Genomic DNA, 21,986 nt, shown 5'->3' with positions numbered 1-21,986 from the left:
ATGGGGTCGGGGCTGGGCCTACCGCGACTTGAACCTGCCGGCGAATCCACGCAGCGGCAGGTCAGCACTGGTGAGCAATCCTGGTGGTGCGGCTACCACGGACGCGATCGCATGCAGCGCCGGCATGCCGGTGACGGTCATGCCGATCGACGCGAAGTTTTTCGGGTCGGACAGATCCACACCGTCCTTGGGAAAAATCATGTGTTTGTTGTAGATGTTGGGGTCACCTTTGATCTGGGTGATGTAGCAGCCCTTGATGTTCCAGCTCGGATCGGTGTGCGGCGTCATCTGCCATTCCAGATGCGTCTCGATCCGCGGAACCCCGTCGACAATGCCCTGATACTTGATGTAGTTGCCGCCCAGCGAGCCCTTGGGCAGTCTGTACCAGCCCAGATCGACGTCCTTGGTGCACGCGCCCAGCTCATAGCTGAACGTGACGTCGTCGAGCGGCAGGTCGAAGCAGTCGGCCATCATCAGCACGCTGTCGGCGAAGACGCGGGTGTAGCGCTCCAGCTTCGCCGGGATTTCCGGATCGTCGACGGGCTGGCCGTAGCCGACTTCGACCCAGGTTTCCTTCGAGTGGTGGCACGACACATCGACCGACTCGATCGTGGTGATGTTCTCGATTTCGGAGACGTCGGCCGAACAGACCACGCCGAGAATCTGATTCAGCCCTGGATTCATTCCAGTCCCGTAGAACGTCGCACCGCCCTTCTCGCAAGCTTCCGCCAGCAGTTGGCTCACCGGCTTGCCCGACGGGTGCGGGTGGTTCTTGTCGCGGTGCCAGCCGGTGATCCAGTCGGCGGTGGTGACGATGTTGATCCCTGCCTCGAGAACTTTGACGTAGAGGTCTTCGTCGGGAAACACGCCGTGAAACGTCAACACATCAGGCTTGGCTGCGATGATCTCCTCGACAGTGCCGGTCGCCTTCACCCCGTTGGGTGCCAAGCCGACCAGTTCGCCGACGTCCTTGCCGATCTTCTCCGGCGAATAGCAATGCACGCCAATCAGTTCCAGGTCCGGATGCGCGGCGATCCGCTTGATCATCTCCGAGCCGACGTTGCCGGTGGCGACCTGGAACACGCGGATCGGTCGAGCGGGTGCAATCATTGGAATTCAGCCTTTCTGCGATGCCGCGTACACTTCGGCTGCGCTGCCGCCGATACCGTCGGGATAGAACTGCTTCGCCCACTTGCGAATTGCGGTGAAGCCTTTGTACTCATCGGTGGTCAGGCCCGGCGGATCCGAGTAGCGCTGGTGTCGCCATATTTCGATGTCCTGTTCGAACTGCCGAATCACCTCGCGCCCAACCTCTTTTGCCCGGGACTCCGCCCGGACCGGATCCTTGCCGTGGCGCCGGCCGATGTAGACCATGAACCGCACATCGGAGGTGGACTCGTCGACCGGGGTGATCGCGGAGATGGTGCGGTTGTCGACCATGCCCCAGCTTTTGGTCACCGCGACGCCGAGACCGCCGTTGATGGCCTCGACGCCGCTGTTGACGTCCTCGATCGACTGGGCGTCGTCACCTTCGAAGGTGATGGTGAAGTCGACGTAAGACACCGGCTCGTCGAAGTCGTGGCGGGTGAACACCGGCACGATCGGGGTGTTGTGCACATACTTGAAATGGGCGAAATCCACACCGTTCTCCAGCACGTACTGCGGGTGCAATTCCAGGCCGGGCTCGTAGAGGCGCTGCTGTGGGTAGTAATCGGCCGCGCTGGCACCGTCGGCGAAATCGGCGAATACATCGGGCACTTCGAAGAACGGCGCGCGCGCCTCGACGTCATGCCAGATGTAGACCGACTCGTTGCGCTCGACGACCGGGTAGGTGCGGATGCGCCGGCCGCGGTTGGGCCGGTCCTGGTACGGGATGCACACGTTGCGTCCCTGCTGGTTCCACTGCCAGCCGTGAAATGGGCACTGCAGCACCTCGCCGACGACTTTGCCGCCGTAGCCCAAATGAGCGCCGAGGTGCTCGCAGTAGGCATTCATGACGGTCAACTGTCCTGACTCGGCCCGCCAGGCCACCATCTCCTGGCCGAAGTACTTCATCTTGTGGACGGCGCCGACCCCGATCTCGTCGGACCATGCGATTTGGAACCAGCCTGTCGGTTTCATCGACAGCGGCGGCTTGGCCATGTGAGCTGGTCCTTCCTGCGGTTGTTAACAGGCGACGCCAGGAATAGTAGTTCGTTCGGCAGCAAGTTCATAGAGGGTACTATGAATTTGTGACACCGGCGGAGGCGCGGCAGCGTCGGAGCAACAAGCGCGGACTGGCCACCCGGCAGAACATGCTCGATGCGGCGGTGCGTTCGCTTGCCTCGGGCGACCCTGCTGCGGTGTCGGCCAGCCGGATCGCCAAGGAAAGCGGGGCGACCTGGGGGGCGGTCCAGTACCAGTTCGGCGACGTCGACGGCTTCTGGGCCGCGGTGCTGCACCGCACCGCCGAGCGGCGCGACGCGACGATCTCGGCGTTGGCGAACGTCGAATCCGACGCGCCGCTGCGCGAGCGTGTCGGCGCGATCATCGACACGCTCTATCGTGGGCTGGCCTCAGAGGATTCCCGCGCGATTGAAAATCTGCGGGCCGCGCTGCCGCGGGACTACAAAGAGCTGGAGCGTCTCTACCCGCGCACCGCTGCCGAACTGTTCTCCTGGGGTAAGAGTTGGCAGGAAACCTGCCAGAACGCTTTCGCGGACTTAGGTGTCGACCCCCAACGTGTCCGCGAGGTTGCCACCCTCATCCCCGGCGCGATGCGCGGGCTGGTCTCCGAACGCCAACTCGGTTCTTATGCCGACCTCGACGAGGCCCGCCAAGGATTGATCAACGCTCTGGCAACCTATCTGGAGGAGTCTCGCCCGGGCTGACCGTTCAGATCCGGCGGCGTGGTGCTCAGCAGCCGCGGGTCAGGTGCGCCGGACATGGTCGCGACAGCGCGCAACGCCCGCACCAGCTTGGGCCACGAGCGGGGATCCTTGAGGCTCAGGCCGCCGAGCAGTTGCTTGAGCATGGTCAAGGTGTCGAAGTAGATGCGCTCGCACACCAGATTCTCATCAGCGTCGAAGACGAAATAGGCGCTCATCCGCACCCGGAACTGCTGCCCGGTCGGCGGCAGCGCACCGAGCGGTCCCAGATGGGTGCCGAGCAACCAGAACTCGACGACGACAGCGTCGGCGCTGTGGCGCAGCGCGATGATCTCGTGGTGCTGGTCGGGGAAGGCCACCCGGGTGTCGTGGTAATAGCGCCGCACCTCTGCCTGTCCGTCGTGCACCGTGAGGGTCGGAATCAATTCATAGTGCGGGACAGGGAAGGTGGCCAGCACGTCGTCCCACCGCTGGGCGACCTCGTCATGGAAGTGATCGAGGACGAGCTTCTCTCGAGCGCGCAGAGTGTCGATGTCCGGAATGTCGAACCGGCCCATGGCTTTCAGCCGCTGGTGTGCACGATCAGCACATCGACCTTGGACCGGCTGGCGACACTTCCGGGAATCGAGAACATCCGGGCCACGATGGCAGAGCGCGCGTCGAGCCCGACGTTTCCGACGACCAGCAAATCCGCGCCGACTTCCTCGGCGAGGTCGACCAGCGCGTCTACCGGGGCGCCCTGGATCGCCCGCTCCTCGATCTTGGTTGCGCCGGCCGCCTTGGCCCGCTCACGAGCGTCGCGCAACAGGTCGTAAACCGGGGCGGCGCCCTGCACCTTGTACGCCTCGTCGCCGAGGATGTCGGCGGCGCGCGTATCCGTCTTCTGGGGCACGTATCCGGTGGCAAGAACGAGCCTCGCGTCCGACTCGGCGGCAATCGCGCCCGCACGGGCGACCGCACGTAGCGAGGATTCCGAGCCGTCCGTGCCGACTACTACGGTCTGATAGGCGGTCATGTCTGCCCTCCGGCCTCATTGCCAACGCCTGTCCAAGACCCTAACGCCCCGATGCGCGCGAGCCCGAATATTCCGTGAAACGCAGGCTAGCGGGGCGCCAGCATCTCCTTCCAGCCGTCGTCTCCTGTTCCACGTGAATTCTCGACCGAATACCTGACGCCGTCGGGCCCTACCAGTTCACCGCTCTGCGGACTGTAGACGGCCCTGGGCAGCTCGCCGGGGATATAGACGCACGGATTTGGCTGCTGCCCATTGCACTGCACGGTGCCCGAACCGGGGCGTTGCAGCGGGTCGTTGACGGGCGGCGGTGTCGGCGTTACTTGGTCGGCGGGCGCGGGGTTCAGGCCGGTGTTGACCGACGGCGCGGGTATCACCTGACCGGGATTCACCGGCTGGTCGCAGCGCGCACCGGGCGCGGGACAGTTGCGGATTTGGTTCGGGTCGCCGTACCAGGGGTTGGTTCCCAGTGGAACGTACGGGTTGGGGTCGCGGCACTCCCGCGGTGTCGCAGCACGTTTGCCGGGGACGTCGACGCATGGGATGTTGCGCGCCCCGCGCACAACATTGGCCGGAGTGTCCTGCGGGATCTTGCAATATGTTCCGGACGGCAGCGGTCGCAGGCTGGTGTCGGCCGGAGATCGCCACTCGGACGCCGGCACAAAGCCGGTCAGACACGGTGGCGGCTGGTTGATGGTCAGCGCGTTGTCCAGCGACGCGTAGCCGGGAAAAGCCACCGTCACGGTCTGGGCGGCCGCCGCGCCCTGCGGATAGGCGACCAGCAGCTGCTCGACGTTTTTGTGGTAGCGCTTGAGCATGTCGAGCACGATCGCCAGATTCGCCAGTGTCTGCGGCAGCGATTCGCGAATGTCGCCGAACACCGAATTGATCTGGTCGGCGGTGGGCGCACCTTGGCTGAGGATGCTTTGCACGTGCTGGTCTTGTTCTGCGGCCTGCGCGGCCAGGATGTCCAGGTTGTGCGACCAGCGCTTGATCGCCTCGCCCGAGTCGACCTGACTGTCCAGGATCGGTCCCGCGTTTTCGATGATGTCGTCGATGTCGCCGATGTTGCTCTTGAAGTCGCTGGCAATGGCCTGGGTTGCGTCGACAAGCCGTTGCAGCGCGGGCCCGAGCCCGCCGACCGCCTGAGCCGTCTCGTCGAGCAGCACCGAGATCTTGTCCCGGGGCAGCACAGCCAACCCGCGGTTGGCAGCGTCCAGCGCGGGCCCGATGTCGGTGGGCACGGTGCTCTTGGTGATGGTCTGTCCGGACGAGAAGTATTTGCCCGGATTGCCCTCCGACACCAGGTCCACATACTGTTCGCCGAGCGCCGACACCGAATGCACGTTGGCCGACGCGTCGATCGGGATCTTGTACCGGCTGGCAATTCTCATCGTGGCCTGCACGCCCGTCTCGGTCGGCACGACGGCGGTGACCTTGCCGATGGTTTCGCCGCGGTAGGTCACGTTGGCCGTTTTGTAAAGGCCGCCCGATACCGGCAGATTGACCTTCAGCGTGTACTGCCCGATCCCCATCGCGCTCGGCAGCCGCAGATAATACCCGCCCAGCACCACCGCCGTGATCGCGGTGAGTACGCCGAACAGGACCAGCTGGCGTTTGATGAATCGGGTCAGCATTGTGCCCGCTCCACCAGTGGCCCCCCGGGTGCGTCGTTGGGGTTGGATGTGTAACGGACGTCGGGAATCATCGTTTCGGGATCGCGGCCATAGGCCTGCTCGAGCGCGCGCAGCGCTCCGGAGAATCCGGTCCCGGTGAGCACTGCGTTGTCGACTGAGCTGAGGGTCAGGTCTGCGGTCAGCGACAGGTTGAAGTAGTCACCGCGGAACGACTTCGGCACGGAGTCGACATCGAACGGCTGGGCGAGAATCAGTTTGAGTGCGCGAATCAGATACGGTGCGGCACGGCCGAGCTCGCGTGACGGACACTGCAGCGACAGCAGATCGGAGTGAATGTCACTTCGCGACGCGGACAGGTACTGGTCGGCAACCTGGCTGAGCCGGCCCACCGCGTCGACCGCATCGATCAGAAGACGTTGCTTCTCGTCGAAATGCTTTATCAGCGGCGGGAATTCGGTGAGTACCCGATCCAGGACCTGCGAGCGGGAAGCTACATATTCCAACAGTCGGTTGGTGGAATCGATGGCTCGGGTGATGTCGTCGCGTTGCTCGTTGAGCCGGGCGGTAAAGGTGTCCAGCTTGGAAAGGAAGGCGCGGATCTGCTCGGCCCGACCGTTGACGACGTTGTAGACCTCGTTTTGCACGACTTCGAGGTTCGGGATGCCGCCGCCACGCAGGACCAGCGCGAAACTGGCCAGCGTCTGTTCGGTCGTGGGGTACGTGGATGAATTGGCCAGTGGGATGGTGTCGCCGTCGTGCAGCAGCTGCGGGGACGGGTTGGCCGGCGCGGCCAGTTCGACATGCTGCGAACCCAGCAGGCTGGTCTGCCCGATCCTGGCGGTGGCGTTCTTGGGAAGCTTGACGTTCTTGTTCAGACCCAGGGTCAGCGTGGCCACCCAGTTCTTCAATCTGATCGACCGCACCGTGCCCACGAACACGTCGGCCACCCGCACCCGGCTGTTCTCGTTGAGAGCCAGCGTGTCCGGCATCTGCACATACACGGTGTAGGAGCCGGGGCCGGTGCCCGGGCCGCCGGGCATCGGAACATTCGCAATCCCACGCCAATTCGCGCACGACGACAGCGTCACAGCGGCCAGCAGTAGCGCCAGGCCCTGCCGGGGCCGGATTCGACGGCGTTGTCCGCTCATGATCCGGCCTCCGCGGGTAGCGCAGGCGCGGGCGTCGGCGCGACCGGGCCCGGGATCACCTCGGGTCCCGGCGGCGGTGGCGGGACCGGCACCTGCGGGGCCGACACACCGATCGGCGGCACGACGGGGTACTCGTCGTAGGCGTTGGGCGGTCCCGGCGGGGTTTGCAACCCTGATTGTGGCGGCTCGATGTCAGGGCCGCCCATCAGCTCGGCCAGCGATTCGGCGGTCAACAGCCCCGCCGTGATCGGCCCCACCTGGGTGCCCTGCATACCCGGTGCGACAACCCAGCCGGGCTGAGTGTTGCGGTGCGACAACGGGGTATCGGGCACCCAGATCCCGGGCACGGTGGTGTCCTTGTAGCCGGGCGGCGGCTGTAGCCGTGGCTCGGAATAGGCGACGTGCTTCGGCAGCGTCTCGGCGGTGCTGAACAGATTCAACCCGAACGGCAGATAGTTGAACTTGATCGCATCCAGAATCGGCGCCAGGTATTGCGCACACAATTCCGCCGATTCTTGATAGCCGAGTCGGCTACCGGCCTGAATCATGCTGCAGAAGAACTGCATTGGGTTGGAGAAGTTCGGGATCGCCGGAATGGACATGACCGCGCCGTGCGACGGGTGATAGATCCCGTTGAGATTCGCCTGCAGCGTCGGCAGCACGTGCAGGGCGGTCTCCAAACCATTGAGTGGCTCGGGTTGGACCAGCGTGGTGGTCAGGTCGGCGAGGTTGTCGACATCGTGCGCCAACACCTCGCGGTTCTTGTCCAAGAACGGGCGCAGTGTGCCGATCAGACTGTCGAATTGCTGTATCGCGTCGGCGAGGTCCCGGTCGGATTTGGCCAACCTAGAAGTGAACTGCGCGAGGTTGTCGTTCAATGCGACGAACTGGCGGCTGTCTTTGTGCAGGGCGTTGACGAACAGCGCCAGGCTGCGTGCCACCGCGAAGAAGTCGCCGCGTCCCTCGTTGAGCGCGGTCAAGGCCTGCGACAGGCTGTCCAGCGTGGTGCTGATCTGTTTGCCCTTGCCGGCCAGCCCGTCGGCGTAGGACTCGATGAATTCACCAAACGGGCCCTTAGGCTGTTCGGGCGTCGGACCGAGTTTGTCGATGATATTGGCTACGCTGCTACGTAATTCGTCGAACTCGGTGGGCACGCCGGTGCGCTCGATCGGGATGACTGCGTTGTCGGCGAGCACCGGGCCGCCTCGGTAGGGTGGCTCCAACGCAATGTTGCGTGAGGCCACCACGGTCGGATTGATGATCACCGCGGAGGCGTTGGCGGGCACCTTGTATTTGTTGGCGTAGTGAAACGTCACCTTCATCTTGTCGCCGGCCGGCTCGACCTTGTCGACCGAACCCACGCGGATGCCAAGGATCACGACCTTGTCCCCGGAATAGAGTGCGTTGGCTGCCGGGAAATAGGCGACCACAGTGTTGTTGGTCAACTTGTGGTAGAGCCGCAAACCGCCGTAGCCGACGAGCAGAACGATCACGGCAATGAGCACTCCGCCGATCACCGATGCCCGGCGCAGCCTGCGGGTAGGGAAGATGCTGCTCAACTCGGGCTACCTCCCGTTCCACCGGGTGTGATGAATGGGGCGGGCAGCTGCGGGCCCGGTCCCGGCGGCGCCGGCGGGCCAGGTGGCAGCCCCGGGGCGAACGTCGACGGCGGCGGCGGCGGACCGGCCGGACCCAGCGGTTCGCTGCGCGCACCGGGCGGCCCCGGCGCAATCGGCACCGGTGTGCCCGGCACGTTCGGTGGTGCCTCACCGGGCCGCCCGGCAATCGGGATCCCCGGCGTCGGCGGCAGACCCTCCGGATTCGGGTCCGACGTTTGCACATCGAGCGGCGCCGGGAAGCTACCGCCGAACGGGCCGGCGTCTACGTTCGCGCACGGCAACGGGTTCCAAGGCCGCGGCAGCGCGTCGGGTGCCGGTGTGTACGAGCACGCCGATCCGGGCGGGACGGCCGGGCCGGGGTGATCCGGGGTCCCCTCGAGCACCGGCGGTGCGGGCGGCGGCGCGCCGTTGGGGAACCGGGTGCCGTTGGGGTCGGGCCAGCGGAACGCGGGCAGCCCGGCGCTGCGCCAGAAGTCTTCCGGGTCGATGCCGCGCTTCTTGAACGCGGCGTCCACCCATGGCTGCATGATCCAGTACGGCAGCAGGTTGGACAGAACAATCTTGAAGTACGGCCCCGATGCCACGGATTCGCCCAGGGACGCGGCGAATTGGCCGATATTCTGCAGACCTTGAGCGAGGTCGTTTTTGCGCTCGACCAGCAAGTCGCTGAGCGTCCGCAACTGCTCGAGCGCAGAGTTCAGGTTCGGGTTGTCGTTGATGAGCCCCTGCACCTGCGCCGAGAACGCGGAAACATTGTGCAGCAACGCGTCGATGGCCCGGCCCCGTTCGTTGAACGCGGCCAGCAGGGTTTTCGCGTTGATCAACAGCCGGTTGATCTGTTCGCTGCGGTCACCGAGCACGCTGGCCACCTTGTTGGCCTGCGCAAGCAGATGCTTGATCTCCTCGTCCCGTTTGCCGATGGTGTCGGACAGTTTTGCCAACCCGTCCAAGGCTGGGCTCAGGTGCGTGTAGGTCTGATTGACCGTCTGCGACAACACGTTCAGTGATTGCTTGACGGTGTCGGTGTCCCAGCCGGTGGCGGCCTTGGTGACGTCGAAGACGGCGTCGAACAGCTGATAGGGCGTGGTTGTTTGGCCCAGCGGCAATGTGCCCCCCGGCCGCAACGGTTGGGTTCCCCGTGGCTCGATCTCGAGTATCTTCTTACCCAAAATGGTGTCGGTCTTGATCGCCAGCCGGCTATCGGTGCCGATGGTGTTGGCGCCGATCGAGAATTTGATCAGCACATGATCGCCGTCGAGCTCGAGTCCTTGCACCGTGCCGACATCCACCCCGGTGATGCGGACCTTGTCGTTTTTGCTCAGTTGACCTGTATTGGCGAACTGCCCGTAGTAGCTGGGGCTGGCGAACAGCATCGGCACGCTGGTGAAGCTTTGGCCCACAACGACGACGAGCGCCAGCACAACCACGCCGACGAGCCCGACGCGAAAACGGTTGAATTCGGTGAGTGTTCTCATTGCGGCGTGCACCTGCCGGAGGGTTGCTGCCAGAGCTTGACCGTGCGCACCGGGCCGCCGGCCTGCAATCCGTTCCACTTGATCGTGACGTCGCAGACGTAGAAGTTGACCCAGTCGCCGTAGAGGCCGATGCTGCGGCCGATCAGGTTGAGCGCGGTCGGCCAATTGTGGATCAAATCGCTGAGTTGATCGCTCTGGTCGATCAGCGGTTGCTGAATAGCCTGCAGGTACTCGATCTGCTTGTGCAGCAGATCGCGGTTGTCGGCCAGCAGGTCGGCCACCGTTCCGGCGGCGTCGCTGATGTTCGCGGTGCCGGCGGCCAGCGGGTCGGCGTGGTTACGCAGGCCGGTGATCAGCTTCTCGAAGTTGTCGACCGTCTGATCGAATTCCTTGCGGTGCTTGACCGTCGTGTCCAGCACGATGTTCAGGTTCTTGATCACCTCACCGATCGCCTGATCCCGCTCGGCGATATGCGAAGTGGCTTGGGCGGTCTGGTCCAGAATGTCGTTGATGGTGCCGCCCTGTCCCTGAAACACCGTGACGATCGCCGACGCGATGGTGTTGACCTTGTCCGGGTCGAGCGCTCTGAACAGCGGCTTGAACCCACCGATCAGGGCGTCGAGATCGAGCGCCGGTGAGGTTCGAGACAGCGGAATGAACCCGCCCGGCGGCAGCACCCGGTCAGCGCCCTCACCCTGTCCGCGAGTGAGTTCCAAGTAGCGGTCACCGATCAGGTTCAGGTAGCGAATCTGCGCGGTTGTCGACTGATACAGCGGTATCGACCGGTCGACATCGAAGTCCACCCGCACCCGCTTGCCCCCGTCGAATAGCTGTACCGCTTTGACCTTGCCGACCTCCACTCCGGAGGCGCGGACGAACTGACCGGCACGCAGTCCGCTGCCATTGCTGAATTCCGCTGAGTAGTGGTTGACTTCGTTGAAGCGCATCTGGCCGAACACGATGACGATCGAGACAGTGATCAGTAGCAGCACCAACGAAACGATGCTGAATTTGACTGCGGTGCCGGCGATTTTCATGGGTTGATCGTGTTATCCCCTACTTGGCGGCCCCAGACGTACTCGATGGCGTACGGGGAGCCGGTGTCGATGTGGTTGTACGGCGCGAGACTGGCGCCGGTGTCCATCACCAGCCACGGTGCCGGCCATAGATCCCGGGTGATCGGCTGCCAGCAACCGGGCGCGCCGCCCGGTCCGCCACGTGCGTTTACTCGTGGCAGATTCTCCGGATAGACGTAGGGATTCGGTGCGCCGCCTACCAGACCGGCCACGCCCAGGAGGCCTCCGGTGAGCAACGTGCCCGCTATCCCCGCGGGAGTCAGTATTCCGCCCAATCCGGACATCAACTCGGTCATCGTTCTCAGCGCGTAGCCGTTGCCGCCGCCCGTCGTCTCATAGGTTTTAGGTTCGGCGTCGTGGTAATTGCGGATGGTGCAGAAGATCTCGGGACTGTAGGTGTCCAGCAGCTGCGCCGTGGTGACGAGGTCGGCAGCACCCCGCTGCAGGTAGGGTCCGCCCCGGCGGAAGATGTCTTCACCGGTGTTGCCCAATCCGGTTGCGGCCAACAACGCAGCGTCCAAGTCGGCTTCCTGCCGGTGCAGGGTCCGCGCCGTGATCACCGCGTTGTCAAGGGAGTCCAACAGATCCGGTGCGGCGTCGGCGTAGGTGTCACCGAGGGCCGCCAACTGCGCAATGTCATGCCGGACCTGTGGCATTCGCGGGTTGATGTCGTCGAGGATGGCGTTGCCGTTGACGATGGACTGCCCAAACTTGTCACCCAGCCCGTTCAATGCCTCCGCGGCCGCTGCCAACGTCAGGTTCACCTTGACCGGGTCCACCTTTTTCACGATCGCGGTGATCGTCTCGAACAGTGTGTTGAACTCGGTCGTCACCGACGTTGCATCGATAACGTGCTCTGATGTGATTCGCTGTGGCACAGGATGCTTCGGCGATCTGAATGACACGTACTTGTTGCCGAAGATTGTGGTGCCCTTGATACTGGCATCCACATTCGCCGGTATGAGGTTGATGTATTTCGGGTGCACGTCCAAGACAAACTCGGCCGCCGGCAGGCCATCTCGCTCGATCTCCGAAATACGGGCCACCCGGCCGATTTCCACGCCGTTATAGGTGACCTTCGATCCAGGATCCATCACCAGACCGGACCGGGGGGCGAGCATCGTCAGTGTGACCTTCGGCGTGAGCGAGCCCCGAAACTGGAACCACACGAACGCCAACACCGCTGCAGCAACCACCAGGAACACAACAGCCGTTGTCTTGTATCGCGGGATACGAGGCGGGTTGATCTTGCCCCCGGGCGTAGTCATGACAGCTACACCGTGAGGTTGAAGTTCGGGTTCTTGCCGTAGACCGCCATCGCGGTCAGTACCACCACGACCACGATCGTGATCAACGACAGTCGCATCGACCGGCCAACCGCTTCGCCGACACCGACCGGTCCACCGGTGGCGTTGTAGCCGTAATAGCAGTGGGTGGTCATCACGACGATTGCGACCAGGATCACCTCCGCGAACGACCAGGCGACGTCATCGAGGCGCAGGAATGTGTGGAAGTAGTGGTTGTAGGTGCCGATGGATTGCCCGTAGAAGAAGACGGTCGTGATCTGGGCGGACAGGAACGCCAGCGTGATCGCCAACCCGTAGAGCGGGATGATGACGACCAAGCCCGCCACCACGCGAGTGGACACCAGGTAGGCGATCGACCTGACGCTCATCACCTCCAGCGCGTCGATCTCCTCGCTGATGCGCATGGCCCCGAGTTCGGCGGTGGCGCCGGCGCCGACCGTGGCGGCCAGCGCCTGACCGGCGGCCACCGGCGCCACAAACCGGACATTGACCATCGCGGCCAAAAAACCGGTGAATGCCTCGACACCGATGTTGCCCAGCGACGCGAAGCCTTGGATGGCGACCAGCGAGCCCGCGGACAAGGTGATGAACCCGACGATCGCGGCCGTGCCACCGACCACGGCCATCGCGCCGGTGCCCATCCCCATCTGCGCGATCATCCGCAACAGCTCGTTGCGGTAACGGTGCACTGCGAACGGGATCTGCGCGACGGCGCTCAGCGCGAACCGGACGATCTGGCCGATCTCGGTCAGTTGCTGCGCCGGGATGCCGCTGTAGCGACGGAAAATGTCGTGAGCCGAGGGGGCCCCGGGACGCGGTGCGGCGACCGTCGCCATGTCAGCGCCCCGTTCCGAAGCGGACGCCGATCGTCGTCAGCGCCGCGTTGACCGCGAACAGCGCGATGAAACACAGCACCACGGTCTCGTTGACGGCGGTGCCCAGACCTTTGGACCCGCCGCGGGCGATCAACCCCCGGTAACAGCCGACCAAACCGGCGATCAGTCCGAACGTCGCGGCCTTGATGATCGCGATCACCACCTCGGGCAGACCGGTGAGGGCAGTCAGGGTGGCCAGGTAGGCACCGCTCGAGACGTTCTGCAGGTACACGCTGAACAGATAGCCGCCCCCCAGCCCGACGGCGACCACCAGACCGTTCAGCAGCACCGCGACGACTGTCGAGGCGACGACGCGGGGCAGCACCAGCCGGTGGATCGGCTCGATGCCGAGCACCTCCATGGCGTCGATCTCTTCTCGGATGGTCCGGGCGCCCAGGTCGGCGCAGATGGCGGTGGCGCCCGCACCGGCGACCACCAAGACCGTCACGATCGGGCCGAGCTGGGTGACCGCACCGATCGCGGCGCCGGCACCGGAGACGTCGGCGGCGCCGAACTCCGCCAGCAGAACGTTGAGCGTGAAGATGAGCAACACCGTTTCCGGGATGGACACCGCGATGGTGGGCAGCAGCGACACCCGCATGAGAAACCAGCCAGTCCAAATGAACTCGCGCCATTCGAATGGCCGCGCCACGGCTTTGCCGGTCAGCACACACATCCGGAAAAAGCCACCGGCGACTTCCGCTCCCGGTCGGATTTGGTTGCGCAGTCTGCCGACAAACATGGTCGATGCCGTCATCGGTGCCACTCCTCGACGTGACCGCGCTGGACGGCCCGCAGCGAAAAGCACTCAGCTAGGGGCCATTTGGAGCTTTGCGCGAGCGAGGAACGTCGCTGGCTCGGGTGCAGCGCGTCAGGGCGCGACGGTTGTCGACGCGGCCCGCGGCCCAGCGCAAGATCCTCCCCGTCGTCAGGGCCGACCCTTGCCTGTTGGCGCGATGTCGCCGTCGTGTGAGCCACGCTGCAACTATGGCATCAGACCGTACGTGCAGTCAATAATTCGCCGCGCAGCGACTCAAGCTGGATTTTCACAGTTTGCATCGCGATATCGCAGCTAGATGCCGTATTACCTGGTCATTTAGTCATTTGCCGGGCCGTCGGCAGGGGTACGGACTTACTGCGTGGTGTACTTCGCGGGTCCGATTAACCGACTATACGTACAGTCATAACCGTCTGGGATGGTCAATCGGTCGCGCTCAATACCGCGGCAAGGCATTCGCGCACCACCGATACCACTTCCCCGGAGGGGTCAGCCCACTTGCTGAGCCCCAGGCGGTCGAGTAGCAATCCGCCGAGGAACACGTCGACGAACGCGGCCCCGACTTGTTCCGGACTTCGGGAATCGGCGGGGTCGAACCACACCCACATCCACTGCAGCGATCCCCAAAGCTGCAATGCCGCCAAGTCGACGTCCACGCTGCGGAAAGCCCCGCTTTCGACTCCCTTGCGGATCTCCTCGATCGTGAGTGTTTGCAACTGATTACGCAATTTGCGTACTTGCCGCATCGCCGGGTCGTCGTACAAGTGAATCACCTCGCGCTGGCTTGCGACCGTCGCGTCGCACGCAACCACCTGCAACAGCACGGATGTGTAGATGACGGCGGCGATCCGTTCATGCGGCAACGCCAAGCGGTCCCAGACCTTGCCGAGCACCTCGAGCTGGCGGGTCAGATGGGTTTCTTCGAGCTCTCGCAACATCTGCGCTTTGGTTCCGAAGTGATGAACGATGGTGCCCTTGGACATGCCAAGCTCATCGGCGATGTCACCGATGTTCGTTCGTTCATAGCCACGTTCGGCGACATAGCGGACGAACGCGTCGAGAATCTCGCCACGCCTGCCAGGCGACCTGGGCATTCGCACCCTTCAGAACTAAACTAACCGTACGAGCGGTCTATCATACGCTCGCCGCGCAAGCCCCCACCGGGTGTGGCGGCTGGGCCGCCCGACCCGAACGACACCGATCAGCCTGCGGACAGCCTGCACGCAACAGATCGCGCCTGCGGTCCACCGGGCGCTTGGCTCAACTCAAGACTGTCAACAGGGCCGCAACATCCTACGACCGCTGGAGTGGTCCGGCGCCGTCACGACATACATGTTCGCTCCGGGCGCCGACCTGATTTCACCCGCGGTGTACATGGTCATGAGTTCTCTGCCGTCGCTGTCGGCAACACACACATAGGTGTCGGTCTCAGCGTCGTAAACGAAGTTGTCCCAAGCCAATAAGAACGCCAAGCAGTTGCCTTCGCGGTCAGCGATGACGAGCTTGTGCACACCTGACTCTTTCAACAACTCGGCATCCTGCGCTTGCTGTGCAGAGCCCCGATTGTCGTGGACCGGTACGGTGCTTAGCATCTGCGTACTCCCTTCATGGGGATGTCCCCTCGTTGCGGAAATTTGAAAAAGCGGTCCCCCGCGCGCCCGAACCGGGGACCGCTGACCAGGTGGGCAACCGCATTCGGCCGGTACGGATGCGGAGGCGATGATTGCTGAACCGCCCGCCACCGCCGCCGGACTCGCTGTGGTTGCAACGGCGTACATCGTGCTGGTCTCACTTCGTCGGCCGATTATCGAAGTCTGGCACCCGCGGACCCCTCGTCGTGGCGAACTTGCAGATTCAACCGCTGGTCACACCCGGTGGCGGAAGCCTCGGCGATCAGTTACGGCATACTTGGATGTCAAGACCTAGACGTTGTCGCCGCAACATGCCGTCGGGGGGCGGGCGCGGCGCTCCTGGCAGATTCGAGATTGTGGTGTCCAATCGGACCGGCGGTGGCAAGCACCGCCGTAAGAAACCAGCGCCATGGCAGATCCGCCGACGGTTGGCCCGCGGCGTGGTTGCCCTGGTGTCGGTATTGGCCGTGCTCGCGACCGGGGCCGGCTGGTGGATGGCCCACGGTGTCCTGGGCGGGGTCACCGTTTCGCAGGCACTGGGCTCTGACGACCCGCACTCGGCCGGCGGCGCGATGAATATCCTGCTGATCGGCCTGGATTCCCGCAAAGATCAGGACGGCAACGAACTGCCGTGGGCCGTGCTCAAGCATCTGCATGCCGGCGACTCCGACGACGGCGGGTACAACACCAACACCTTGATCCTCGTGCACGTGGGCACCGACGACAAAGTGAGCGCGTTTTCGATTCCCCGTGACGACTATGTGCGGTTCACCGGCGTGCCCGGATACGACCACATCAAGATCAAGGAAGCCTACGGGCTCACGAAGGCTTACACCGAAGAAAAGCTCATGGACAAAGGCGTGAGCGACCAAAAAGAACTCGAGACCAAGGGCCGCGAGGCGGGTCGGTCGGCCACCCTGCGGGCGGTGCGCAATTTGACCGGCGTGCCGATCGACTACTTCGCCGAGATCAACCTGGCCGGTTTCTACGACCTGACCCAAAGCCTCGGCGGGGTACAGGTATGCCTCAAGCACGCCGTTTACGACCCGTATTCGGGTGCTGATTTCCCGGCCGGCCGCCAGACGTTGAACGCCGAACAGGCGTTGTCGTTCGTGCGCCAGCGCCACGGCCTGGAAAACGGCGACCTCGATCGCACTCACCGCCAGCAGGCGTTCCTTTCATCGGTCGTGCGCCAGCTCCAGGACTCGGGCACCTTCACGGACTTGAGCAAGTTGAAAAGCCTGATGGCAGTGGCGCGCAAAGACGTTGTGTTGTCGGCGGGTTGGGACGAGAGCCAGTTCCGTCGCATGGGCGCCCTCGCCGGCGCCGACGTCGAATACCGCACGCTTCCGGTGTTGCGATACGAAAACGTCAACGGCCAAGACGTCAATATCGTTGACCCCAGGGCGATCAAGGCCGAAGTAGCGGCGGCGTTCGGCATGAGCGCGCCCGCCGCGCCGAACCCGTCGACCGTCGTCGACGTGGTCAACGCCAGCGACACTGGTGGGCTCGCGAGCAAGGTGTCTCGGATTCTGAGCCAGCACGGCTACGCGGCCGGCACAGTGCGTGACAGCGAGTACGGCGAATCGAAGGAAACAACAGTCGATTACGGACCCGGCGCCAAAACCGATGCGCAGTCCATCGCCGCGTTGCTGGGCATCGATGCCGCCGATCACAGCGACTCGGCGTTGAGCACCGACCGCATTCAAGTCGTCGTCGGCGACGACTACTCGGTGTCCTCCACCGGCTCCTTGGACCGAACCACCGGGGCGGCCAGCTCCTACTACGGCTCACATAGCACGACGAGCACTGAGCCGACGCCCGACCAGGGTGCACCGATCGACGGCGGCGGGGTGCCGTGTGTTAACTAGCCGCGAGAGTGCAACTGCTGACGCATTTCTCGAGTAGACCCGTCGCCAGTTGCACTCTCGCGGCGAAGAAGAAACGCCGACACCACATTCTCGAAGGCTTCTTTGGCCTCGATCATGGTCCAGTGACCGCAGTTCGGGAACACATGCAGCTCCGCGTTGGGGATGGTGCGCATCGGGATCAGCGCCATGTCCAGGGGACTCACCCGATCGTCGCGACCCCAGGTGATCAAGGTCGGCGCCTTGATCCGGTGCATCATGGCCCACGGCTGCGGGCCGTTGGACGACTCCATCGCCTTGATCATCTGCTCGAACGCTTCTTTGCTGTACATCCGCCGTGCGCTGGCCAGGGTGGCCGGATCGGTGGCGTGAGCCCACCGTTCTTCGATCAGCTCGTCGGTGATGACCGCGGGGTCGTACACCATCGAGTGCAGCCAACGGATCAACCGCTCGCGGCTGGGCTCCTCGGTGAACTCCTGCAGCAGCCGAATACCCTCCGGCGGGCCGGGACTGAAGACATTGCGGCCGATACCGCCGATGGTCACCAGCCGGCGCACCCGGTCGGGCTGGGACATCGCGACGTTGAGCGCGACTCCGCCGCCCATCGAATTGCCGATGATGTCGACGGTGTCGAGGTCAAGAGCGTCCAAAAACCGCGTGACCGCGTCGAACGCGGTGATCATCGGATGCCCGCCGAAGTCGTCGCTGACACCGAAGCCGGGGAATTCCAGGACCAGGCAGCGGAAGAACTCGGAAAACGTGCCCAGCACCCCGCGGAAGTTGCGCCAGCCCGTCACCCCCGGCCCGGAGCCGTGCAACAACACCAGCGGCGGCCCGTCGCCGGCCTCGTGATAGCGCAGAACACCTGGCTCCGTGGCAATTTCGCGGATTGTTTCCTCGTGAGTCACCTGGGCTGCTGTCATTGGCGCCGCTCCTCCCCATCGCTGCGCTCTGCATCGTCGCCGGCGCGTGTCACGCGTGTGTCCCGCCGTCGATGCGGATTTCGGTGCCGGTGATGAACGCGCCGTCGTCGGAGACCAGCATGGCGATCACACCGGCGACGGCGTCGGGCCCGCCCATCGGTGCGCCGCTGGACTCCAACGTGGTGGGCATGATCGGCGAGAGCCGGCCGAACAACGCCCAGTCCGCATCGGGCGGGATGTATCCGGCTGTGGCATCGGTGATTCCGGACTTGATGCTGCCGGGTGCCACACAGACCGCACGCAGCCCCTGCTTGGCGTACTCGAGCGCCAGTGCGTGCGTGAAGGATTGGACGCCGCCCTTGCTCGCCGCGTACGCCGCCATGTAGGGATGCGCGAAGGACGCCGACGTCGAGCTGAAATTCACGATCGCGCTGCGCGGGTTGCCCAGCAGCGCCGGCAACGCCTCCCGGACTACCAGGAAGGTCCCGGTCAGGTTGACGCCGATGATCCGGTTCCAGTCATCGAGGCTCAACTGGTGGGTGTGAGCGGCGCGCAGTATCCCTGCCGCATTGACCAGCGAATCGAGACCGCCCAGCGTGTCGACGGCCGAGCGCACACCGTTGATCACCGAACTCTCGTCGCCGATGTCCATCTGCACCGTGGTCAGATGCTCGCTGCCGCCCGCCTCGGCCCGGGTCTTGGCCAGCCCGTCCGCAGAGATGTCGGCGGCGACGACGGCCGCGCCCTCGTCGAGTAGGCGCAGCGTGGTGGCCTGCCCGATACCCGAGGCGGCGCCGGTCACCAGGATCCGGTTGTTTTCAAGACGCTTCATCTGAACTCCCGTCGTATCAGCTCAAGACGCCTTGATCAGGTTAAAGCCCTTGTAACCGGCCTGGGCCACCTCGGCGCAGATGTCGTTGTAGACGGCGAATCCGCCGGTGAACAACATGAACACCCTCGGCTTGCCCGGAACGTTGGCGCCCATGTACCACGAGTTTGCCTTGGGGAAAAGCGTGGCCTCCGCGCGCTGGGCGCATTCGGCGATCCAGTTGTCTACCGCGTCCGGGTTGGCCTCGATGGCGGTGTAGCCATGCTTGTCGAGATAGGCGATGCACTCGGCGATCCAGTTCACGTGCGCCTCGGCATGCAGCACCATGTTGGCCAGCACACCTGGTGCGCCCGGGCCCGAGACAATGAACAGGTTGGGAAACCCGTCCACGCCCAAGCCCAGATACGTGCGCGGGCCGTCTTTCCAGTCTTCGCGCAGCATTTCGCCTCCGCGGCCGATGATGTCGATCTTGGCTAAAGCCCCCGTCATCGCGTCAAATCCGGTAGCCAAGACGATCGCGTCGACTTCGTAATGTGCGTCGGTGGTGTTGATGCCCGTCGCGTCGACTGACGTGATCGGTGTCTTGCGCACGCTAACCAGCTTCACATGCGGCTTGTTGAAGGTCTGAAAGTAGTTGGTGTCAGTGCAGATACGCTTGGCCCCAATTGGATGGTCGCTCGGGATCAGCAGATCGGCGACTTCTGGGTCGTCGATGACGGCACGAACCTTTTCTTGGTAGAAGCTGATGGCCTCCTCATTGGCAACCGGGTCACTCATCTGATCGGGGAAGGTCTTGGAGAAGAGCACGCCTCCTAGCTGCCAACGCTTTTCAAAGGCGGCTCGGCGCTCTTCGGGAGAGACCTCCATCGTATTGTTCGGGTGAGCGATATGCGGTGAGCCGCCGCCACTGCGCCACGAAAGACGGCGCCGCTCAGGGTAATTGGCTTTGATCTCGGCCATGTCTTCGGTGGTGAGCGGCTTGTTGCCCGCTGGGACGCTGAAATTGGGCGTGCGCTGAAAGACGTAGAGTTGCGCCGCCTTCTCGGCGATGACCGGAATCGACTGGATGCCCGACGAGCCGGTGCCGATCACAGCGACACGCTTGCCGGTGAAATCGACGGGGTCGTGCGGCCAATGGGCGGTGTGGTACACCTCGCCGGCAAAGGTCTCCAGGCCCGAGAAATCCGGCGTCAGCGCGGCCGACAGCGAGCCGGTGGCCATCACACAGAACCGGGCGGTCACGACCTCGCCGCTGTCGGTGGCAACCGTCCAGTACAGGGTTTGCTCGTCGAGGATGGCCGAACACACCCGGGTGTTCACCGTGATGTCTCTGCGCAGATCGAGCTTGTCGGCGACCCAATTGATATAGCGCAGGATCTCCGGCTGCGACGCGTACTTCTCGGTCCAGTTCCATTCCTGCTGCAATTCGTCAGAAAACGAGTAGCAGTAGTCGACGCTTTCCACATCGCAGCGACAACCTGGATACCGGTTGAAGTACCAGGTACCGCCGACGTCGGGAGCAGCCTCGAACACGCGCACCGACAAGCCCTGCGAGCGCAGTTTGTGTAAGGCATACAGTCCGGCGAATCCAGCACCGACAACCACGACATCAATGGTCACGACGTGACGGTAGGCCGTTTTGGTCACGAGCAACAGTTGCTTCCCGTTCACCGGGATCGCGAAAGGTGCCATCATCTCCGTTAAGAGACGATCGATCGCGGCCCCACGAACTAAGGACGACACCATGACCGAACGAGTCATCGACCAGGTGATGGCGATAGCGGAGCAGTTGCGCGGCCAGGCCGCCGAAGCCGAGCGAATTGGCCGGCTCACCGACGACACCGTCAAGCTGATGAAGGGCGCCGGACTGATCCGGCTGCTGCAGACCAAGCAATACCAGGGCTTCGAGGTTCATCCCCGCGAGTTCGCCGAGACGACGATGGCCACCGCGGCGCTGGATCCGGCGGCCGGCTGGATCGTCGGCGTGGTGGGCGTTCACCCCTACCAGCTGGCCTATGCGGACCCCAGGGTCGCCGCCGAGATCTGGGCCGACGACGTCGACACTTGGATGGCCTCGCCGTACGCGCCCCAGGGCGTGGCCAAACCCGTGGACGGCGGCTACCTCTTCAACGGTCGCTGGCAGTTCAGTTCGGGCACCGACCACTGCGACTGGATCATCCTGGGGGCCATGCTCGGCGACGACAAAGGCGTTCCGTTGATGCCGCCGCAGATGCTACACATGATCCTGCCGCGCAAGGACTACGAGATCGTCGAAGACTCGTGGAATGTGGTGGGGCTGAGGGGAACCGGATCCAAGGATGTCATTGTCAAAGACGCGTTCGTGCCGAGCTATCGGACCATGGACGCGGCCAAGGTGATGGACGGTACCGCCCAGCGCGAGGCCGGCATGACCGAGCCGCTGTACCTGATGCCGTGGTCGACGATGTTCCCGCTGGGTATTTCGGCGGCCACCATCGGCATCGCCGAGGGCGCGCTGGCCGCGCACCTCGACTACCAGCGGGAGCGCGTCAACGCCACCGGAACCGCGATCAAAGACGACCCCTACGTCATGTACGCGATCGGCGAGGCCGCGGCCGACATCAACGCCGCCCGTCAGGAGCTGCTCGCCAATGTCGACCGCATCTACGACATGGTTGCTGCCGGCAAGGAGGTGTCGTTCGCGGACCGCGCGGCCGGCCGTCGTACCCAGATTCGCGCCGTGTGGCGCGCGGTGTCGGCGGTCGACGAGATCTTCGCCCGCTCGGGCGGCAACGCGGCGCGGATGGACAAACCGCTGCAACGGTACTGGCGCGACGTGCACGTCGGCCATCTGCATGCCATCCACATGCCCGGCACCACCTACCACGCGTCGGCGCTGAGTTCGCTGGGTATCGACCCGCCGGAGGGTCCGCTGCGGGCCCTGATCTAGGAGAACGTGCAA

General features: G+C 64.1%; 20 protein-coding genes. 3 read left to right on the top strand and 17 right to left on the bottom strand.

All coding sequences use genetic code 11. The annotated features are described in order from the left end of the window. Nucleotides 1–18: 18 nt before the first annotated feature. On the bottom strand, nucleotides 19–1,110 hold the full coding sequence (locus tag MSP7336_RS08440; RefSeq protein ID WP_069394886.1) for an NAD(P)H-dependent amine dehydrogenase family protein: 1,092 nt from the start codon (nucleotides 1,108–1,110) through the stop codon (nucleotides 19–21). A 6-nt stretch (nucleotides 1,111–1,116) separates the two neighbouring features. After that, nucleotides 1,117–2,142: an aromatic ring-hydroxylating dioxygenase subunit alpha gene (locus MSP7336_RS08435; protein WP_113963484.1), complete on the bottom strand. Its 1,026-nt coding sequence runs from the start codon at nucleotides 2,140–2,142 to the stop codon at nucleotides 1,117–1,119. A 152-nt stretch (nucleotides 2,143–2,294) separates the two neighbouring features. Here MSP7336_RS08435 and MSP7336_RS08430 point away from each other — a divergent pair, with 152 nt between their 5' ends. Next, the gene (locus MSP7336_RS08430) at nucleotides 2,295–2,870 is read left to right on the top strand and encodes a TetR/AcrR family transcriptional regulator (RefSeq protein WP_069394942.1); all 576 of its coding nucleotides are present in this window, start codon (nucleotides 2,295–2,297) and stop codon (nucleotides 2,868–2,870) included. On the opposite strand, the gene MSP7336_RS08425 is transcribed toward MSP7336_RS08430, so the two are convergent. From MSP7336_RS08425 to MSP7336_RS08370, 12 genes are all read right to left on the bottom strand, one after another. After that, nucleotides 2,843–3,424, bottom strand: coding sequence for an ester cyclase (locus tag MSP7336_RS08425; RefSeq protein ID WP_069394884.1), 582 nt, complete (start codon nucleotides 3,422–3,424; stop codon nucleotides 2,843–2,845). The two genes, MSP7336_RS08430 and MSP7336_RS08425, sit on opposite strands and share 28 nt — an antisense overlap. Before the next feature lie 5 nt (nucleotides 3,425–3,429). Next, nucleotides 3,430–3,882 (bottom strand): universal stress protein, encoded by a 453-nt coding sequence (locus tag MSP7336_RS08420; protein ID WP_069394883.1) that lies wholly within the window; start codon nucleotides 3,880–3,882, stop codon nucleotides 3,430–3,432. Between the two features lie 86 nt (nucleotides 3,883–3,968). Then, nucleotides 3,969–5,516, bottom strand: coding sequence for an MCE family protein (locus MSP7336_RS08415; protein WP_069394882.1), 1,548 nt, complete (start codon nucleotides 5,514–5,516; stop codon nucleotides 3,969–3,971). Continuing rightward, complete coding sequence (locus MSP7336_RS08410; RefSeq protein ID WP_069394881.1) at nucleotides 5,510–6,664, bottom strand: virulence factor Mce family protein; 1,155 nt, start codon at nucleotides 6,662–6,664, stop codon at nucleotides 5,510–5,512. The genes MSP7336_RS08415 and MSP7336_RS08410 overlap by 7 nt, the downstream gene beginning before the upstream one ends. Next, on the bottom strand, nucleotides 6,661–8,223 hold the full coding sequence (locus tag MSP7336_RS08405; protein ID WP_069394880.1) for a virulence factor Mce family protein: 1,563 nt from the start codon (nucleotides 8,221–8,223) through the stop codon (nucleotides 6,661–6,663). The genes MSP7336_RS08410 and MSP7336_RS08405 overlap by 4 nt, the downstream gene beginning before the upstream one ends. Further along, the gene (locus MSP7336_RS08400) at nucleotides 8,220–9,758 is read right to left on the bottom strand and encodes a virulence factor Mce family protein (protein WP_069394879.1); all 1,539 of its coding nucleotides are present in this window, start codon (nucleotides 9,756–9,758) and stop codon (nucleotides 8,220–8,222) included. Before MSP7336_RS08400 ends, MSP7336_RS08405 begins: the two co-directional genes overlap by 4 nt. Beyond that, nucleotides 9,755–10,795 carry a virulence factor Mce family protein gene (locus tag MSP7336_RS08395; RefSeq protein WP_069394878.1) on the bottom strand — a complete coding sequence of 347 codons (1,041 nt, stop codon included), beginning with the start codon at nucleotides 10,793–10,795 and terminating at the stop codon, nucleotides 9,755–9,757. The genes MSP7336_RS08400 and MSP7336_RS08395 overlap by 4 nt, the downstream gene beginning before the upstream one ends. Continuing rightward, nucleotides 10,792–12,102 carry an MCE family protein gene (locus MSP7336_RS08390; protein WP_069394877.1) on the bottom strand — a complete coding sequence of 437 codons (1,311 nt, stop codon included), beginning with the start codon at nucleotides 12,100–12,102 and terminating at the stop codon, nucleotides 10,792–10,794. Before MSP7336_RS08390 ends, MSP7336_RS08395 begins: the two co-directional genes overlap by 4 nt. A 5-nt stretch (nucleotides 12,103–12,107) precedes the next feature. Next, entirely contained in the window at nucleotides 12,108–12,977 is an 870-nt protein-coding gene (locus MSP7336_RS08385; protein WP_069394876.1) for an ABC transporter permease, read from the bottom strand. A 1-nt stretch (nucleotide 12,978) separates the two neighbouring features. Then, the gene (locus MSP7336_RS08380; protein WP_069394875.1) at nucleotides 12,979–13,773 is read right to left on the bottom strand and encodes an MlaE family ABC transporter permease; all 795 of its coding nucleotides are present in this window, start codon (nucleotides 13,771–13,773) and stop codon (nucleotides 12,979–12,981) included. Nucleotides 13,774–14,216: 443 nt separating this feature from the next. Then, nucleotides 14,217–14,888: a TetR/AcrR family transcriptional regulator gene (locus MSP7336_RS08375; RefSeq protein ID WP_113963483.1), complete on the bottom strand. Its 672-nt coding sequence runs from the start codon at nucleotides 14,886–14,888 to the stop codon at nucleotides 14,217–14,219. 180 nt (nucleotides 14,889–15,068) lie between these two features. Continuing rightward, on the bottom strand, nucleotides 15,069–15,386 hold the full coding sequence (locus MSP7336_RS08370; RefSeq protein ID WP_069394873.1) for a hypothetical protein: 318 nt from the start codon (nucleotides 15,384–15,386) through the stop codon (nucleotides 15,069–15,071). Nucleotides 15,387–15,784: 398 nt separating this feature from the next. On the opposite strand from MSP7336_RS08370, the gene MSP7336_RS08365 reads away from it, so the two are divergent. Then, the gene (locus MSP7336_RS08365; protein ID WP_244917533.1) at nucleotides 15,785–17,296 is read left to right on the top strand and encodes an LCP family protein; all 1,512 of its coding nucleotides are present in this window, start codon (nucleotides 15,785–15,787) and stop codon (nucleotides 17,294–17,296) included. Here MSP7336_RS08365 and MSP7336_RS08360 read toward each other — a convergent pair. From MSP7336_RS08360 to MSP7336_RS08350, 3 genes are read right to left on the bottom strand one after another with little or no spacing between them, the layout of a single operon-like run. After that, a complete protein-coding gene (locus tag MSP7336_RS08360) occupies nucleotides 17,293–18,216 on the bottom strand; it encodes an alpha/beta fold hydrolase (RefSeq protein ID WP_113963481.1) in 924 nt (307 codons plus the stop codon). The two genes, MSP7336_RS08365 and MSP7336_RS08360, sit on opposite strands and share 4 nt — an antisense overlap. A gap of 49 nt (nucleotides 18,217–18,265) precedes the next feature. Continuing rightward, nucleotides 18,266–19,048: an SDR family NAD(P)-dependent oxidoreductase gene (locus MSP7336_RS08355; RefSeq protein WP_069394871.1), complete on the bottom strand. Its 783-nt coding sequence runs from the start codon at nucleotides 19,046–19,048 to the stop codon at nucleotides 18,266–18,268. Between the two features lie 21 nt (nucleotides 19,049–19,069). Next, nucleotides 19,070–20,737 carry a flavin-containing monooxygenase gene (locus MSP7336_RS08350; protein ID WP_113964834.1) on the bottom strand — a complete coding sequence of 556 codons (1,668 nt, stop codon included), beginning with the start codon at nucleotides 20,735–20,737 and terminating at the stop codon, nucleotides 19,070–19,072. A 52-nt stretch (nucleotides 20,738–20,789) separates the two neighbouring features. On the opposite strand from MSP7336_RS08350, the gene MSP7336_RS08345 reads away from it, so the two are divergent. Further along, on the top strand, nucleotides 20,790–21,974 hold the full coding sequence (locus MSP7336_RS08345; protein ID WP_069394870.1) for an acyl-CoA dehydrogenase family protein: 1,185 nt from the start codon (nucleotides 20,790–20,792) through the stop codon (nucleotides 21,972–21,974). Nucleotides 21,975–21,986 lie beyond the last annotated feature (12 nt).

It is taken from the genome of Mycobacterium shimoidei, from assembly GCF_900417275.1.
Taxonomy (GTDB): Bacteria; Actinomycetota; Actinomycetes; order Mycobacteriales; family Mycobacteriaceae; genus Mycobacterium; species Mycobacterium shimoidei.
This window is presented reverse-complemented; position numbering and strand designations above follow the sequence as displayed.

Bases quoted from the DNA above. Each gene is read 5' to 3' on its own strand.
- MSP7336_RS08440 (WP_069394886.1), bottom strand. From the start codon at position 1,110: ATGATTGCACCCGCTCGACCGATCCGCGTGTTCCAGGTCGCCACCGGC.
- MSP7336_RS08390 (WP_069394877.1), bottom strand. From the start codon at position 12,102: ATGACTACGCCCGGGGGCAAGATCAACCCGCCTCGTATCCCGCGATAC.
- MSP7336_RS08375 (WP_113963483.1), bottom strand. From the start codon at position 14,888: ATGCCCAGGTCGCCTGGCAGGCGTGGCGAGATTCTCGACGCGTTCGTC.
- MSP7336_RS08370 (WP_069394873.1), bottom strand. From the start codon at position 15,386: ATGCTAAGCACCGTACCGGTCCACGACAATCGGGGCTCTGCACAGCAA.
- MSP7336_RS08410 (WP_069394881.1), bottom strand. From the start codon at position 6,664: ATGAGCGGACAACGCCGTCGAATCCGGCCCCGGCAGGGCCTGGCGCTA.
- MSP7336_RS08345 (WP_069394870.1), top strand. From the start codon at position 20,790: ATGACCGAACGAGTCATCGACCAGGTGATGGCGATAGCGGAGCAGTTG.
- MSP7336_RS08435 (WP_113963484.1), bottom strand. From the start codon at position 2,142: ATGGCCAAGCCGCCGCTGTCGATGAAACCGACAGGCTGGTTCCAAATC.
- MSP7336_RS08425 (WP_069394884.1), bottom strand. From the start codon at position 3,424: ATGGGCCGGTTCGACATTCCGGACATCGACACTCTGCGCGCTCGAGAG.
- MSP7336_RS08385 (WP_069394876.1), bottom strand. From the start codon at position 12,977: ATGGCGACGGTCGCCGCACCGCGTCCCGGGGCCCCCTCGGCTCACGAC.
- MSP7336_RS08395 (WP_069394878.1), bottom strand. From the start codon at position 10,795: ATGAAAATCGCCGGCACCGCAGTCAAATTCAGCATCGTTTCGTTGGTG.
- MSP7336_RS08415 (WP_069394882.1), bottom strand. From the start codon at position 5,516: ATGCTGACCCGATTCATCAAACGCCAGCTGGTCCTGTTCGGCGTACTC.
- MSP7336_RS08380 (WP_069394875.1), bottom strand. From the start codon at position 13,773: ATGACGGCATCGACCATGTTTGTCGGCAGACTGCGCAACCAAATCCGA.
- MSP7336_RS08430 (WP_069394942.1), top strand. From the start codon at position 2,295: ATGCTCGATGCGGCGGTGCGTTCGCTTGCCTCGGGCGACCCTGCTGCG.
- MSP7336_RS08360 (WP_113963481.1), bottom strand. From the start codon at position 18,216: ATGACAGCAGCCCAGGTGACTCACGAGGAAACAATCCGCGAAATTGCC.
- MSP7336_RS08400 (WP_069394879.1), bottom strand. From the start codon at position 9,758: ATGAGAACACTCACCGAATTCAACCGTTTTCGCGTCGGGCTCGTCGGC.
- MSP7336_RS08350 (WP_113964834.1), bottom strand. From the start codon at position 20,737: ATGGCACCTTTCGCGATCCCGGTGAACGGGAAGCAACTGTTGCTCGTG.
- MSP7336_RS08420 (WP_069394883.1), bottom strand. From the start codon at position 3,882: ATGACCGCCTATCAGACCGTAGTAGTCGGCACGGACGGCTCGGAATCC.
- MSP7336_RS08355 (WP_069394871.1), bottom strand. From the start codon at position 19,048: ATGAAGCGTCTTGAAAACAACCGGATCCTGGTGACCGGCGCCGCCTCG.